The following is a 16,071-nucleotide window of genomic DNA, read 5'->3' as shown; positions in this document are numbered from 1 at the left end:
TTCCTGCGCTTTATTCAATTTCAATAATGACGGCTCCTCCTGGCACAACCGCGCCCTCCTGGTAATTGATGCGTTGTACGCGACCGGCGTAGGGGGCGATAATCGAGTGTTCCATCTTCATCGCGCTTAAGACCGCCAGCACCTGGTGGGCCTCTACTTGCTCGCCTGAATGCACCTGGATTTTGACCAGGGTTCCTGCCATGGGAGCTTTCAGGGTCTTTTGCGCATTCCCCTGTCCACTGCCTTGGGCCGTGGTGGCAATATCGGGAGCGCGCCGCCCTTCAAGCATGTAGCTCTCTCCGCGATAAGCGATCAGCGTCTCCTCTCCTTTGCGCAGGGCCGCGAGTTTACTTTGTTGTCCCGCGCGTGTGAGCAGATAGCTATGAGCCGAGAGTGTCAGGCAACTGATGTGCTCCTGTGGGTCGTCATCGATACTTACCCGCCAGTTCTGCGACTGGGCGAAAGTATGCCTGCCCTCTATTGTATCCCAAAGCGGAGTTAGTGTGATGGTATGACGCTGCTCTGTAGAAAGGTAGGTCCGTGTATAGCTGCCACCTGGCATGCGCCAGGGACCCAGGCTCTGCCATGGGGATGTGCCCGTAAGAGTGGGCGTTGAGGAGAGCGCGGGCGCAAGATCGGCAAGCGCGGCTATGATCAGAACTTCGGCTGGGAGTGGCTCCGGGACCGTAGGGGCAAGCATGTCTTGCTCATCGAGGAAGCTGGTATGCGTCTGCCCCTCGCGAAAGGCGGTATTGGTACTGATCTTTTGCAGCAGCGACAGATTAGTAGTCACACCCAGGAGGGCTGTCTGCTCAAGGGCACTACTCAGGCGCTCCAGGGTGGCGAGGCGATGTTCGCCATAGACGATGAGCTTGGCCAGCATAGGATCGTAGTACTGGGTAACCTCATCGCCAGGCTCCACTCCGCTATCAACGCGGATACCTGGCCCCTGCGGGGGAGCAAAGAACTCCACAGTGCCGGTTGAGGGCAGGAATTGTTGCTGTGGGTCTTCCGCGTAGAGGCGGACCTCGATGGCATGTCCCCGAGTCGTAATCTGCTCTTGCGTAAAGGCGAGTGGCTCGCCAGAGGCGATTAGGAGCTGGTGGCGCACCAGGTCTAGCCCCGTTACCAGTTCTGTAACCGGGTGCTCGACTTGTAGGCGCGTATTCATCTCCAGGAAGTAGAAGTTGCCATCGTCGTCGAGCATAAACTCCAGCGTGCCCGCGTTGACATAGCCCGCGGCCGAGGCGATGCGCACGGCGGCCTCCCCCATCTCGGCACGTAGTCTGGGGGTAAGTGCTACTGACGGGCTCTCCTCGACAATCTTCTGGTGGCGGCGCTGAATAGAGCATTCGCGCTCACCCAGATAGATCAGGGTGCCATATTTATCGCCCAGGACCTGGATTTCAACGTGGCGGGGGTGCAGTATCAGGCGTTCCAGGAAGACGGTGTCATCGCCGAAGGCTGCCCCGGCCTCGCGTTGGGCGCCCGCCAGTTGTTCTGGCAGCTCCTGGAGGGAGTTTACCACGCGCATGCCTTTGCCACCACCGCCTGCCGAAGCCTTGATGAGCAGCGGAAAACCGATGCGCTCGGCCTCCGCCAGGAGGGCGTCTGCATCCTGGCGTTCTCCGTTATAGCCTGGAACTACAGGCGCTCCAACACGCTCAGCGATCTGTTTGGCTGCGATTTTTGAGCCCATCAGGCGCATAGCGGAGGCTGGCGGACCAATAAAGACAATCCCGGTTTGCTCGCATGCTTCGGCGAAATCGGCATTCTCTGAAAGGAAGCCGTACCCGGGATGGATGGCCTCGGCGCCACATTGGCGCGCGATCTCCAGGATGATATCTCCGCGCAGATAGCTCTCGCTCGCGGGGGCGGGACCCAGGCGATAGGCCTCATCAGCCTCACGGACATGGCGAGCCTGGCGGTCGACATCAGAGTAGATAGCAACAGTGCGGATACCCATCTCGCGGCAGGTAGCCTGGATGCGAACGGCGATCTCGCCACGGTTGGCGATGAGAATCTTCTTAAACATATGCTTTTCCCACGTCGTTGTAGTGCATGTATGACAAGGTTTTAGTTGGCGGAGGTAATCCAGTTGGGTCGACGTTTCTCCAGGAAGGAGCGCAGACCCTCCTGCCCCTCGGGGCTGACGCGTAGCTTGGCGATAGTTGCCGCCGTCAAGCGGCGCGCCTCATCATGTGGCATTGTACCCACGCTCAGCGCCAGCATTTTACAGACGCGCGCCGCCTGAGGGGCGCTGGTTAAGAGCTCAGCGAGGGTTTTCTCCAGCGCCTCGTCTAACTCCTCGGTGGGCGCTATGGTATGTACCAGGCCGATACGTTGTGCGCGCTCGGCGTCAAAGCGCTCACCAGTCATGAAGAGGGCGCGGGCCTGGCTCTCGCCGATTTTGCGCATGACATAGGGCGAGATGGCCGCGGGCGCGATGCCCAGCTTGACCTCGCTTAGGCCAAAGCGGGCGGTCTGCGTGGCGATAACAATATCGCAGACCGCGATGAGGCCCACTCCACCCCCCATCGCGGCGCCATTGACGCGCCCGATGACGGTGCAGGGACATGTATTGATAGTATGTAAGAGGTCTGAGAGAAAGAGCGCTTCCTCCAGATTTTGCTCCTCGGTATAATGAACGCTCTGCTGCATCATGCTGACATCCGCGCCAGCGCAGAAGACGCTGCCCGAGCCTGTAAGCACGATAGCGTGCAGGCGATCATCCATTCCCAGGGTCTGGAAGGCTCGCACCAGCTCTTGCATCGTCTGCGTATTGAAGGCATTACGAACCTCTGGCCGATTGAGCGCCACCCGAGCTACGCGATCCTGATGAGTATAGGTAATCGTCAGATGTTGATAGTCTAGCATAGTCTCTCCTGCGTTAGAACCACCTGAGTCGGCGAAAGACAACGATCAGTCCAATAGTGAGTCCAAGCATAAGAAAAAGGACGGCAAAGTAGCCATACTCCCATTTTAACTCAGGGATGTTCTCAAAGTTCATGCCGTAGATGCCAGGGATCAGGGCATCTACCATCAAAATGATCGAGGCAGCCGTCATGGTGCGCATGACTTTATTTAGTTCATTTGAGGCCACGGTCAGATTGGCATCCATCGTGCTGCTTAACTGATCACGATACAGATCAACTGTATCGGCCAGGCGCGTGATATGGTCGTAGATATCGCGAAAATAGATGTTGATGCGTTCATCGAAGATCGAACTATCGTGATTCGTCAACACATTAAGAATATCTCGCTGAGGTGTGACCACGCGTCGCAGTGCCAGGAATTTCTTGCGCAGCGTCAAGAGCTTGAGGGCTGTATCGCGTTCGCGTAACTGGCCTCGCTGGATATAGAGCTGATCTTCAATTTCCTCTGTCTGGTCAACCAGGGCATCAACAACCGGGAAATAGTCATCGACCAGGGTATCGAGAAAAGAGTAGAGGAGAATACCCGTTCCCCAGTGTAATTGTTGCACGTTGCGTGTCCAGCGCAATTGAATCTCTTTGAGATCCTCAATAGGTTTTTCGTGTACCGTAAGCAGGTAATGCTTGTTCAGAAAGATATCGATCTCGCGCAAGTCAAGCTCGCCTGTCTCTGCCTCAAGATGGGCCGCGTAAAAGACGACGAAGTAGAAGTTATCGTATTCCTCAATTTTTGGCCGCTGGTGCTCATGAGTGGCATCCTCAAGCGCGAGTGGGTGGAGTTGGAACTCCACTCCCAGTTTAGCCAATTCCTCCTTTGTGGGGTCCTGCAAGTCAACCCAGAGGAAGATGTCATCATTGTCTTTGAATTGGCTCAGCTCATTGAGGTCAGTAATGGAATGGAAGGTCTGCTGCTTTTTATCGCAATATGTGCCTCGGATCATGGATAATCCTTTCCTGTTTGGGTGTTGGCCTGCCTTGATAGGCGTGAAAGCGCTACAGAAATGATACACATAAGAACGCCAGGACGTCGAGGGAGCCGTCCTTTTGTTCTATATGTCATCTCTCAGGGGCAGGCACAACCCGCCAGATCAGGGGCGCTAGCTCGCTACGCGTTGTCATCTGGCTACATGCGGAAGACGCCGAAGGGTGTCTCGGGTAGTGGCGCATTGAGCGAGGCTGCGATTCCAAGCGCCAGCACCTTGCGCGTGTCGCGAGGATCGATGATGCCATCGTCCCAGAGGCGCGCCGTACTGTAGTAGGGATTACCCTCTTCCTCGTATTTATCGAGAATGGGCTGCATAAAGGCTGCCTCTTCCTCGGACGTCATACTCTTGCCGCGTGCCGCGAGACCCTCTTTGCGTACTGTTGCCAGCACAGTCGCGGCCTGCAAACCACCCATAACCGAAATGCGTGCATTGGGCCACATCCAGAGCTGGCGAGGGGAATAGGCACGCCCACTCATCCCATAGTTGCCGGCACCAAACGAGCCACCAATAATCACCGTAAAGCGTGGGACGGGTGCGTTGGCGACCGCCATAACCATCTTGGCGCCATCTTTAGCGATGCCGCCGTTCTCATACTGGCGCCCAACCATAAAGCCAGTAATGTTTTGCAGGAAGATTAGCGGCGTCTGGCGCTGCGCGCATAGCTCAATAAAGTGCGTGCCCTTGAGGGCGCTCTCGGAGAAGAGGATGCCGTTATTGGCGATGATGCCCACCGGATAGCCCATCAGGCGCGCGAAGCCACACACCAGCGTCGTACCGTAGAGCTCTTTAAACTCGTGAAAATCGCTGTCATCGACCAGGCGGGCAATGACTTCGCGTACATCATAGCTCTTGCGTGGATCACGTGGCACCAGCCCTAGGAGCTCATTAGCGTCATAGCGAGGTGGGCGAGGTGGGCGAACCTCCCAGGGGAGATACCTGCGCTGATTGAGGTGCGAGACGATGCTACGGCAGATGGCCAGGGCGTGTTCATCATTCATGGCATAGTGATCGGTCACGCCCGAGGTGCGACAATGGACATCTGCACCGCCCAGGTCTTCCGCGCTGACCTCTTCGCCGGTCGCCGCCTTGACCAGGGGAGGGCCTCCCAGAAAGATCGTACCATTGCCACGCACAATGATGGTCTCATCGCTCATAGCCGGGACGTAGGCCCCGCCAGCGGTACAGGAACCCATGACCACCGCGATCTGTGGGATGCGCTGGCTCGACATGCGTGCCTGGTTATAGAAGATGCGCCCGAAGTGGTCACGGTCGGGAAAGACCTCGGCCTGCAAGGGGAGATAAGCTCCACCCGAGTCAACCAGGTAGATACAGGGCAGGTGATTCTGTTCGGCGATCTCCTGGGCGCGCAGGTGCTTCTTCACCGTCATGGGAAAATAGGTGCCGCCCTTGACCGTGGCGTCATTGGCGACGATGACGCATTCCTGTCCTTCAACCACGCCAATGCCTGTAACGATGCCTGCAGATGGAGCCTCGTTCTCATACATATCCCAGGCCGCCAGGGGGCTGAACTCAAGAAAAGGGGTATCGGGATCACAGAGGAGTTCGATGCGCTCGCGAGGGAGGAGTTTCTTGCGCTTGCGGTGCTTGGCCACCGCGTCCTCGCCACCGCCCTGCTGTACGGCCTGAACTGATTGTTGCAATTGCTCAAGCAGTTGTTGGAAGGCCTGTGTATTCTCCTGATACTCGGAGCTGGTCGTATCTATACGTGAGTCAAGAATAGCCATAGTAGTGTTGTTCCTCTCAGCAGTGATGTGGGAACCTGAAGCTAGCCTCATTGCTACCTTCTTTCAAAACAGAGGCGCGAGAAGCGCGATTTTGAGAACACGCCCCAAATGCAGGATAGCACCGCACAGAAACAGCGTCAAGGAAAATTAAGTAGAAGTCAGCGTGTGCGATAAGGGTGCATGCACCCTTATCGCACACGCTGACTTCTACTCGAAAATACTGTTGACAAATGGCTTGAGATCGTGTACTATACAGGCGTGTGAGGTGATTAGATATGATCCTCACCGGGCAGTATATCTGCGTTCGGGTGTGGCCAAGCGGTAAGGCGACGGTCTTTGGATCCGTTATTCCCAGGTTCGAATCCTGGCACCCGAGCCACTTTTACAACAATGGATAACACCATTCCTCTCAGACATTAGCATGCTAATGTCTGATTTGCTAATTACGGCTTTTGCCAGCGTTAGTAACGGGGAAGCTGCACACTTGCCACTTTTCGCCATCGCGAGAACCTGAAAGGAGACGCGGCGTTGCCTACTACGCCTGACAGGGGTCTCACGCCGCAAAACATATATGCATACTTATGCGACCGTGGTGCTTGCCGCTGGCAAGGGAACACGGATGCGTTCACGTCTACACAAGGTATTACACCGGCTTGCCGGGTCACCTCTTCTTGATCATGTGCTTAAGGCCGTTGAAGCCATTCCTTCTACGTCAGTCTTCGCCCCATTTCATGACACCGTCTCCACTCATCGTCCCGTCGTCGTGCTTGGCCATGATGCCGAGGAGGTCGAAGCCGCCTTTGGTGAGCGCTGCCATTATGCCTTGCAGGAAGAACAGCTTGGCACAGGGCATGCCGTGCTGGCGGCGAAAGAGGCCGTTGATGCCCTCTCTCCCCTACCTGACCTGGTGCTGGTCTGCTATGGCGACACTCCATTGGTGCGGGCCGAGATATTGGCGCAGATCGTTACTGAGCATATTACAAAGCAGGCGACTATTACCTTCCTGACCGCGCGTAGCGAAGGTCCCTCTGACTTTGGGCGCATTGTGCGTGATGGTTCTGGACGCGTGCAGGGCATTGTCGAGGTTAAGCGCGCCACGCCGGAGCAGTTGCGCATTGACGAGATCAACTCGGGCGTGTATTGCTTTGAGCGCTCCTGGCTCTGGCCCACGTTAGAGGCCCTGCCACGCAATCCGGGTGGCGAGTACTACTTGACAGATTTAATTGAGATCGCCAGTCAGCAGGGGCGTGAGATCGCGACGGTACAGGGGACGCTGGATGACACCGTGGGCATCAATAATCGGGTGCAGCTTGCCCAGGCTGAGCAGCTGTTACGGAGGCGTATTCTTGAGCGTCACATGTATGCCGGGGTAACGATTCTCGACCCGGCGACGACGTATATTGATGACGAGGTTGAAATTGGGCCTGATACCGTGCTGCTGCCAAATACTATGCTTATGGGCAGAACGGTCATTGGTGCCGACTGTACCATCGGTCCGGGCACGACGATTGAGCATTCTACAGTTGGCGAGCGCTGTATCATTCGCCAGTCTGTGTTGGAGGAAGCGACGCTTGAGGCCGAGGTACGTGTGGGACCCTTTAGTCACTGCCGCCCTGGCGCCCACCTGGCGCGTGGTGTATACCTGGGGAACTATGCCGAGGTGAAAAACTCTTATCTTGGTCCCCAGACCCAGATGCATCACTTTAGCTACATGGGCGATGCGACCATTGGTAGCGGCACCAATATTGCCGCCGGTTCCATTACATCAAATTTTGATGGCAAAGAAAAACATCGTACAATTATAGGAGAGGGTGCTTTTATTGGTTGTGATACCACGCTGGTGGCTCCTGTCACGATTGGAAATCGTGCGTATACGGGTGCCGGCGCGGTCGTAACCAGAGATGTTCCCGACGATACACTTGTGGCTGGCGTTCCTGCCCGTTTTCTGCGTTCTTTGAAGCAGGAAGAGGATGTAAGCGCACCCGCAGGTGAAAAACAATAAAGTGTCTTCGTGTAACCGAACTTTATAAACTTCGTATAAGGTGTATCAGGCACGAACACATTTTGAAAGGCAGTTACAAAACTATGGACGGCCCTGAACTAGGTAGTTTAGCAGCCGCAATCGATTTTCACATACCAAGTCTGGATGGGCAGGCGTGGTTGCAGATTACTATTCTGCTGCTCATGCTCATCCTCTGTGGTGTGGCCTCCGCTGCTGAGACAGCGTTAACTTCTGTCAGTCGTATCAAGCTCAAAAATCTCATTGACGAGGGCGATAAGCCCGCCATCGAGATTGAGCGTCTCCTCGCAGAGCCAAATACCTTTCTCTCGACTATTCTCATCGTCAACAGTGTGGCCGTCATTGTGGCCTCCAGCCTGGCGACGGTTCTGGCGCTGCGTTTCTCCTCATCGTGGGGTGAGCTGCTTTCTTCGGTGATTACCTCCGCTGTGGTGCTTATCTTTTGTGAAATTACCCCCAAGACCGCGGCAGTGCAGAATCCTATGCGCTGGGCGCGTACCCTGGTTGGTCCCGTCCTGGCGGCGGCCTGGGTTCTGCGTCCGCTGGTCTCCCTCCTGAGCGTCATGACTACGGCCCTGGTTCGCCTGCTGGGCGGGCATGTGAAGCGCAAAGGTCCCTTCGTCACGGAGGAGGAGCTGCGTATGCTGGTAACCGTGGGCGAAGAAGAGGGAATCCTCGAAGAGGCAGAAACCGAGATGATCCACAGCATCTTCGAGTTCGGCGATACCACGGCCCGCGAGGTAATGGTGCCGCGCATCGATATGATCACCCTTGCCAGTGACGCGACCGTCACTGAGGCGGTGGATGTTGCCATGCAGGGTGGCTTCTCGCGTATCCCGGTCTATGATGCTGAGAAAGGGATTGATGATATTATTGGCGTCCTCTATACTAAAGATATGCTCAAAGAGTTGCGCGAGGGGCATGATCACTTGCTGATTCGTGACCTGGTGCGCCCCGCCTACTTTGTCCCTGAAACTAAGAAGCTTGATGGCCTCCTGCGCGAGATCCGCCAGAAACGCGTCCACATGGTCATTGTTGTCGATGAATATGGCTCTGTGACGGGCCTGGCCACTATCGAAGATTTAATGGAAGAGATTGTGGGCGACATCAAAGACGAGTATGACCGCGAAGAGAACCTGTATGAGAAGGTGAGCGATGACGAATACGTCTTTGACGCCAAGGTTGGTATCTATGAGTTTAACGAGATCATGGATATGAAGCTTGAGGACGAAGACTATGGCACGCTGGGTGGCTTTGTGTATGCACAACTGGATAAGATCCCCTCGGTTGGCGACACCGTGCGCTATCAGGGGTTGACCTTTACTGTGCTGGGTACCAAGGGGCGCCGTATTCTGACGATTCGCGTTGAGCGCAAGCCGGAGGAGAAGTCACAGCCCGAGCAGGAACAGGGAGAGGTACTGGTCCTTCCCTCACAGCAGGAGCGTGAGAAAAAGGGTGAGACCGAACAGATCTATACTCCCACGCCAGAGGCGGCCTTTAGCTACCATGAGCAATCTGGAGGTGTCGCATGAGCGTCTCCTGGCCTGAGCGTGTGCGCGTGGTCGAGGTTGGGCCACGCGATGGCTTGCAGAACGAGAAGGCACTGGTTCCAACAGCGGAGAAGATTCGCTTCATTGACCTTCTGAGCAAGGCGGGGCTGCCAGTTGTCGAGGCCACCTCTTTTGTCAGCCCACGAGCCATTCCACAGTTGAGCGATGCCAGCGAGGTGATGCAAAGCATCAAACACCTGGAGAGCGTCGAGTACCCTGTCCTGGTCCCCAACAGCAAGGGTATGGAGCGTGCCCTAGTGGCAGGCGTGCGTGCTATTGCCGTATTTACTGCGGCCAGCGAGGAGTTTACCCGCCATAATATTAACGCGACCATTGCACAGAGCCTGGAGAACTTTCGCCCGGTTATAGAGCTAGCGCGCCAGGAAGGTGTCTCGGTGCGCGGCTATATCTCAACAGTATTTGGCTGTCCCTATGAGGGCCAGGTCGCCCCCGAAAAAGTGGCGGATGTGGCGCTGGCCTTGCTCTCCCTGGGGGTAAGCGAACTCTCCCTGGGGGACACGATTGGAGTTGCGACGCCAAAGCAGGTGATCGAAGTACTGGATCTTCTGCTCTCCCACCACAGCATCCCAGCGAGCCAGCTAGCGGTTCATTTTCATGACACGCGTGGCACGGCGCTGGCCAATGTCCTGGCGGCCTTACAGATGGGGATTACGACTGTGGATTCCTCAGCGGGTGGCCTGGGTGGGTGTCCCTACGCGCCTGGCGCGGCTGGAAACCTGGCGACCGAGGACCTGGTGTATATGCTCAATGGCATGGGGATTGAGACAGGTGTGAACCTGGAGAAGCTCGTCGCGGCAACGCGTACCATCGCCCCCTTCCTTGGTCATACCCCTACAAGCAAGTATTACCAGGCTGCCATGTCTGCCTGTAATTAACGCTATCTTCTTGATGTATGCGAGATGCCCTTGCACTTGCGGTGGCTCGCCCAGGTAGACTGTAATACGCCCTGACAGCTGAAGGCTGTCAGGGCGTATTACAGTCTACCTGGGCGAGATGCTAGCTTAGTGATTTTGCAGATACTTGAGGGCTGCGATCAACTGGGTGTCGCCGCTGCTCAGTATCTTTTGGAGTGAGTAGTTGCCGCTATTCTCATCAGCGGGGGTAAGTGGCGCGCTACTGTCTGGCAATTTGACGACCTGGTTAGGTTCAACGCCATTGTCGCGGATGAACTTTCCTTTTGGTGTAAGCCATTCCTGGACGCCAAGCAGGATTGCCGAGCCATCCGAGAGGGAGTATTGCTGTAGAACCGTTCCGGTGCCAAAGGTATGTGGATCACCGATGACGAAGGCACGATTATTGTCTTTGAGGGCCGCGGTAACGATCTCTGCTGCGCTGGCAGAGTTGGTATTGATCAGGACAACGAGCGTGCTCTGGGTATCAATCGTACTGCCAGTAACGGGTACCGGCGTTTCCCGTCCGCTGCTATCTTTCTCAATCAGCACGTTGCCGCTCTTGACGAACATGCTGGCGATCTGAGTGGCCTCGTTGAGGTAGCCGCCTGGATTATCGCGCAGGTCAAGGATATATTTCTTCGCGCCCTTATCTTTGGCCTGTTGGAGGGCGTCACGCAACTGGTCGGAGACGCCATTGGTAAACTGCACGATCTGGATGTGCGCGACATGCTCTTCAGGGATATAGTGCAGAATTACATTGGGAACGTTGATCTCCTTGCGTTCGATCTTAAAGGTGAGCGGCTGATTCTGTCCCGGGCGCTGAACCTTAATGGTGACGCTTGTCCCGGCTTCTCCCTTGATCAGCTGGCTGACCGCTGTTGTATCCTTGCCACGCACGTCCTGTCCATTGACCGAGAGCAGGATATCGCCGCGCTTCAGCCCCGCACCCTCAGCAGGAGCGCCAGGAATGGTGCTCGCAATGGAGAGATCCTTGGTTTTTGGATCCTGGTGCAGGTAGATACCGATTCCGATGAATTTGCCGCTCAACTGCTGATTCTCAGACTGGACCTCTTCAGGCGTCATAAAACGCGTATGTCCTCGATCCTTCAAGGAATCAACCATGCTGCGAATCGCGGAGTAGGACATGTTCTTGTAATCGACGGCCTTGCGATCAACATAATGCTGGTCGATAACGGTCCAGGCTTGCTGAATGAGGTTCGAATAAGCTCGCGAATCAGTGCTGCTGGGAGTGGAAAATGAATTGCCGAAAAGCTGGTGCGCGAACCAGCCGCCAAAGAAGGCAAGCACGACGAGTGCGACCAGGGTCAGAGCCTGGGCGAAGATGCGGCCAAGATTGCGCCGTTTGGGGCGCTGATGCCCGGCTTGCGGCACTCCAGGCTGTTGCTGGTAGGGCTGGTAGGGATTATAGGGGGCGGGAGCGTAAGGGTAGCCAGGCATTCCTCCAGGTTGTGCAGGGGGAGGGGGTAGCTGGTTCAGATCATCATATGCTGGAGGTTGAGGGGGCATGGAATTGCCATGCTGCTCTTCGTACCAGCGGGGGTCATCATATCTACTCACCGAGAAGCCTCCATGTGGCGTTATGTTGTGTGTACGGGAAACGGTAGAACTCTCCAAAGGAGTATATTGTTACTTATGTATCTGTTGTGAAATGTGATTCTATCTTAGTTGTGTTATGCGCAAAAGTCAATTCTTGAAAGAGGAAATGTAGGATTTTCAATTCTTTTCTGCTTGCTGCCTAACTCCAGGGTGAGCATAGCGAAAAAGTTCCTAAAAAGGAAAATCGTCTGGAGACCATAAAAAAAGAGAGCATAGCTTATAACCTATGCTCTCTTTTTTGTGGCCTGATAGTGACTTCTTCTGCCATGCTGTTTTCCTTTTCTACGGAACGATCGTAAAGAGGACAGACAGACAGAAAAGAGCGACCGGGCGCAGAGTAGCGCTTATGGTGTCGCGTCCTTTGCATCGCTGCTTTGAGGCATTTCTTCAGCGGGAGTATCGCTAGCCTTTTGCTTGTCAGAGGGAGGGGGAGTTTGTTTCTTGGGCGGTTCCCAGCCGGGGGCACGAGAAAGGATCATTGACATCATACGTCCTTCCATTGAAGGAGTACGCTCAATGGTCACGGTCCCTTTCAAGACTTCGGCAATGTCGTCGAGCAAGCGGCGGCCAATTTCAGGGTGGCGCATCTCTGCCCCACGAAACTGGACACTAACCTTGACTCTGTCGCCTTCAGCAAGGAACTGTTGGATTTTGCGTGTCTTGACCTCGATATCATGGTCATCGGTACGAGGGCGCAGGCGAATCTCTTTGACGGTAACAATCTTCTGCTTTTTGCGGGCCTCGTTCTCTTTTTTGTTCTGATCGTATTTGAAGCGACCGTAGTCCATCAGTTTACATACGGGTGGAACTACATTTGGAGATACCTCGACCAGGTCAAGGTCACGTTCGCGTGCGATATCAAGAGCACGCATTGGGGGCATCACTCCCAACATCTCGCCATTTTCATCGATAACGCGTACCTCACGAGCACGGACGCGTTCGTTGGTACGTGTCTCACGTGGTCTGTTGTCGTTGCCACGAAAGTCCCTGTTAATAGGCCGAACCTCCTCTTCGGTGATGAGTGAATATTGAATGACGTTCCGTTATGCATCACGTTTGCCCGTTAACCTGAGCGGTAAGATACCTGCTCATGGTTTCAAGCACATAACATACTGATCCGCTATCGTCCAGCAGCGAATGGTACTAGTATACTACGGGAGAAGCTGGTTTGCAAGAGCGCATTATGGGCTAAAGGATAAGGAAGAGCCGGGGGATATGAGCCTCCCAGTTCTTCCTTATCCTTATCGTATCAGGCAACCTTCGGTGTCGAAAGCCCCTTTGTTGAGATTGTCTCGCTTAGCTGTTGGCAGCGTTGACCTTGATGGTGCGAGCGCGAGCATGCTCCGCTTTGGGTAGGCGCAGGGTCAGAATACCATCCTTGTAGCTTGCCTCGGCGCGCTCGGAGTTGATGGGCGAAGGAACAGTAAAGCTCTGCTGGTACTCGCCCTTCTGGAAGCCATGATAATGCACTGTCGCATTCTCAGGAATCTCTACACCTGTCTGCCACTTCAGGTTCACCACATCCTGCTGGACGTTGATCTCGACGTTCTCAGGCTTGACACCGGGCATCGGTACCTGGAGCGTAAAGTCCTCAGCCGTCTCATACAGGTTGGCTGGCAGCGCGCGATTGAAGAAGGCGCCAGTGGTGCGTGGCGTAATCACGCTGTCCTCAAAGAGGCGATCCATCGCTTCGCGCAGAGAAACGAACTCATTGAAAGGGTTGTAGCGAGTAAGGTTAGCCATTGTATAGTCCTCCTTATTACTAAGAAAGTATTTTGTATAGGTGCGGACGGAGTGTATATGGCTCTCGCCCGCCTGTTTGTTTGTGTATCTCTCTCGTTCACTGCCGATAGTATACTTCGGGGAGTGTTAGAAGAACGTAAAAGGTATATAAGAGAATTGTTAGAAAACTTGATAGTCTTGTTATCAAGTTGCCCTACTCGACGAGAGTGAGCTATTTTGCTACAATGCGCTTGATTAATTTTTCGCAGAATGCGTGAAAAAGAGCTATAGCATGCGCAAATTTGAACGCTGAGAGGTTTGTTGAGGTGTCTGTACAAGAGAAACCAATGACGCAACTAATTGACTATGTGCTGACACGTGGTGTCGCGCAGGTGGAAAAAGAGGCAGACCTGCGTCGTCTGCTGCTGGAAGGCAATAACGGAGAGCCGCTACGCATCAAACTGGGTGTTGATCCCACGCACTACGACCTCACGATTGGCCATGCCGTCGTGTTCCGCAAGCTGCGCCAGTTCCAACAACTGGGGCATAAGCCGGTCGTGGTTATCGGCGACTGGACAGCGCGCCTGGGTGATCCCAGTGGGCGTGTAGAGGCGCGTAAACCCCTGACCGAAGAGCAGGTAAACGCCAATGCCGCCACCTATCTCGACCAGTTCTTCCGCATCGTGGATCGCGAAAAGACCGAGGTACGGCGCCAGAGCGAGTGGTTCAATTCCTTCTCCCTGGGAGATGCGATCAAGCTGCTCGGATATAAGACGGTAGCCCAGATGCTTGAGCGCGATGACTTCTCCAAGCGCTATAAGAGCGGGATTGAGATCTACCTGGCCGAGTTTATGTATCCGCTGCTCCAGGGCTATGACTCCGTGGCGCTGCGGGCCGATGTCGAGCTGGGTGGTACCGATCAGACCTTTAACCTCCTGGTGGGTCGCGAATTGCAGCCAACCTTTGGTCAGAAGTCGCAGCAGATCCTGACGGTCAACTTAATTGTCGGCCTGGACGGCGTCAAGAAGATGGGCAAGTCGCTGGATAATTATATTGCTATTACCGCGCCCGCCAATGATATGTATGGCAAACTCATGTCGCTGCCCGACCATGCTATGCGCACCTACTTCGAGGCTCTGACCGATGTCTCGACCGAGGAGTTGAATGAGTTTGAGCGCAAGATTCAGGAGGGCACGCTGAATCCTCGCGACGTGAAGCGACGCATGGCCCGCGAGATTGTGACCGAGTTCCATACGCTGTCCGAAGCCCAGGAGGCGGAAGAGGCCTTTATTCGCCAGTTCTCCGAGCGCAAGTTGCCAACGGATATTCCCTCATATATCGTGAGCGAGCCTACCAATATCGTAGCGCTGATGGTTGCCGCAGGGCTGGCAGCCAGTAATAACAAGGCGCGCGAGCTGATCAAGCAGGGAGGCGTCTCGATCTTCTTGCAGGGCGAGAGCGGCGAGGCCACGCGCATCACCGATGGCGAGTTTGTCGTCCCGGTGGCGCCTGGAGCGATCCTCAAAGTGGGTAAGCGTCAGTACCTGCGCCTGACGGTCTGAGCAAGCTCAAGAAGGAAGGGCACGCGAGCGCGCTCTCCCTTCTTTTTTCGTGAATTGCATTGATGCTAGTCAACATATGGCGCACACTTGCGTGCTCTATGTGATGAGGAGAATAGTGAGATATGCCAGAGGCGGTAATTGGCGTAATTGGCGGCAGTGGACTCTACCAGATGGAGGGAATGAGCGAAGTTGAGGAGATCCAGGTCGAGACACCTTTTGGCGCGCCCAGCGATGTGATTACAGTCGGCAAGGTTGAGGGTGTGCCCATGGCCTTTTTACCACGCCATGGGCGCGGGCATCGCCTGAGTCCGAGCGAGGTGCCCGTGCGTGCGAATATCTGGGCCTTGAAGAGCCTGGGCGTTCAGTACGTGGTCTCGGTGAGCGCCGTAGGTAGCCTGCGTGAGGACTATGCTCCGCGCGACCTGGTGATTCCCGATCAACTCTTTGATCGCACGAAGAGTCGCGTGAATAGCTTCTTTGAAGGCGGGATTGTCGTTCACTGTCCCTTTGCCGACCCTTTCTGTCCCGACCTGAGCACCCTGCTGCTTCAGAGCGCGCAAGAACTGGGCGATGTGACTGTGCATGAGGGCGGTACCTATGTCTGCATGGAAGGCCCACTCTTCTCAACGAAGGCCGAATCTAATACCAATCGTAAACTTGGCTTCGACTTGATCGGTATGACCGCCTTGCCCGAGGCCAAATTGGCCCGCGAAGCCGAGCTATGCTATGGCATGATCGCCTGCGTGACCGACTATGATTGCTGGCATGATACCCATGACGCGGTCACAGTCGAGATGGTTGTCGCCAATCTAAGCGCCAACGTCGCCAACGCCCAGCGTATCCTGCGTGCCGTAGCGCAAAAGGTTGCGTTCGGGCGCGAAGATGCAGCCTGTCAGTGTGGGACCGCCCTGTCAAGCGCGATCATGACTGATCCCTCACGTATCCCCGCCGAAGTCAAAGAGAAGTATAGCCTGCTTATCGAGAAGTATCTCTCCTAGCAGACCGAGCTGTGTAGTGTGTCT

General features: G+C 55.1%; 12 protein-coding genes and 1 tRNA gene. 6 read left to right on the top strand and 7 right to left on the bottom strand.

Going from position 1 to position 16,071, the window contains the following annotated elements:
• Nucleotides 1-10: 10 nt before the first annotated feature.
• The 4 genes from JMJ04_RS00670 to JMJ04_RS00655 form a co-directional block, all read right to left on the bottom strand.
• Nucleotides 11-2,035, bottom strand: a complete 2,025-nt coding sequence (locus tag JMJ04_RS00670; RefSeq protein WP_201368649.1) for an acetyl/propionyl/methylcrotonyl-CoA carboxylase subunit alpha — start codon at nt 2,033-2,035, stop codon at nt 11-13.
• Nucleotides 2,036-2,076: 41 nt separating this feature from the next.
• Nucleotides 2,077-2,877 carry an enoyl-CoA hydratase-related protein gene (locus JMJ04_RS00665; protein WP_201368648.1) on the bottom strand — a complete coding sequence of 267 codons (801 nt, stop codon included), beginning with the start codon at nt 2,875-2,877 and terminating at the stop codon, nt 2,077-2,079.
• 13 nt (nt 2,878-2,890) lie between these two features.
• A complete protein-coding gene (corA, locus tag JMJ04_RS00660; protein WP_201368647.1) occupies nt 2,891-3,874 on the bottom strand; it encodes a magnesium/cobalt transporter CorA in 984 nt (327 codons plus the stop codon).
• Between the two features lie 182 nt (nt 3,875-4,056).
• Nucleotides 4,057-5,664 carry a carboxyl transferase domain-containing protein gene (locus JMJ04_RS00655; protein ID WP_201368646.1) on the bottom strand — a complete coding sequence of 536 codons (1,608 nt, stop codon included), beginning with the start codon at nt 5,662-5,664 and terminating at the stop codon, nt 4,057-4,059.
• Between the two features lie 304 nt (nt 5,665-5,968).
• On the opposite strand from JMJ04_RS00655, the gene JMJ04_RS00650 reads away from it, so the two are divergent.
• The 4 genes from JMJ04_RS00650 (at nt 5,969) to JMJ04_RS00630 (ending at nt 10,130) form a co-directional block, all read left to right on the top strand.
• Nucleotides 5,969-6,043, top strand: a tRNA-Gln gene (locus JMJ04_RS00650).
• 192 nt (nt 6,044-6,235) lie between these two features.
• Nucleotides 6,236-7,666, top strand: a complete 1,431-nt coding sequence (gene glmU / locus JMJ04_RS00640; protein WP_201368644.1) for a bifunctional UDP-N-acetylglucosamine diphosphorylase/glucosamine-1-phosphate N-acetyltransferase GlmU — start codon at nt 6,236-6,238, stop codon at nt 7,664-7,666.
• 83 nt (nt 7,667-7,749) lie between these two features.
• Nucleotides 7,750-9,216, top strand: a complete 1,467-nt coding sequence (locus JMJ04_RS00635) for a hemolysin family protein (RefSeq protein ID WP_201368643.1) — start codon at nt 7,750-7,752, stop codon at nt 9,214-9,216.
• On the top strand, nt 9,213-10,130 hold the full coding sequence (locus JMJ04_RS00630) for a hydroxymethylglutaryl-CoA lyase (RefSeq protein WP_201368642.1): 918 nt from the start codon (nt 9,213-9,215) through the stop codon (nt 10,128-10,130). The genes JMJ04_RS00635 and JMJ04_RS00630 overlap by 4 nt, the downstream gene beginning before the upstream one ends.
• Nucleotides 10,131-10,256: 126 nt before the next feature.
• On the opposite strand, the gene JMJ04_RS00625 is transcribed toward JMJ04_RS00630, so the two are convergent.
• The 3 genes from JMJ04_RS00625 to JMJ04_RS00615 all read right to left on the bottom strand — a co-directional run bounded on the left by JMJ04_RS00625 (nt 10,257) and on the right by JMJ04_RS00615 (nt 13,508).
• Nucleotides 10,257-11,726 (bottom strand): S41 family peptidase, encoded by a 1,470-nt coding sequence (locus JMJ04_RS00625; RefSeq protein ID WP_201368641.1) that lies wholly within the window; start codon nt 11,724-11,726, stop codon nt 10,257-10,259.
• 383 nt (nt 11,727-12,109) lie between these two features.
• Entirely contained in the window at nt 12,110-12,760 is a 651-nt protein-coding gene (gene infC, locus JMJ04_RS00620; RefSeq protein ID WP_201372300.1) for a translation initiation factor IF-3, read from the bottom strand.
• A 301-nt stretch (nt 12,761-13,061) separates the two neighbouring features.
• Nucleotides 13,062-13,508, bottom strand: a complete 447-nt coding sequence (locus JMJ04_RS00615) for an Hsp20/alpha crystallin family protein (RefSeq protein ID WP_201368640.1) — start codon at nt 13,506-13,508, stop codon at nt 13,062-13,064.
• A gap of 326 nt (nt 13,509-13,834) precedes the next feature.
• On the opposite strand from JMJ04_RS00615, the gene tyrS reads away from it, so the two are divergent.
• Nucleotides 13,835-15,049, top strand: a complete 1,215-nt coding sequence (gene tyrS, locus JMJ04_RS00610; protein WP_201368639.1) for a tyrosine--tRNA ligase — start codon at nt 13,835-13,837, stop codon at nt 15,047-15,049.
• 122 nt (nt 15,050-15,171) lie between these two features.
• Nucleotides 15,172-16,047 carry an S-methyl-5'-thioadenosine phosphorylase gene (gene mtnP / locus JMJ04_RS00605; RefSeq protein ID WP_201368638.1) on the top strand — a complete coding sequence of 292 codons (876 nt, stop codon included), beginning with the start codon at nt 15,172-15,174 and terminating at the stop codon, nt 16,045-16,047.
• Nucleotides 16,048-16,071: the final 24 nt, after the last annotated feature.

It is taken from the genome of Ktedonobacter robiniae, assembly GCF_016587375.1.
In the GTDB taxonomy this organism is placed as follows: Bacteria; Chloroflexota; Ktedonobacteria; order Ktedonobacterales; family Ktedonobacteraceae; genus Ktedonobacter; species Ktedonobacter robiniae.
This window is presented reverse-complemented; position numbering and strand designations above follow the sequence as displayed.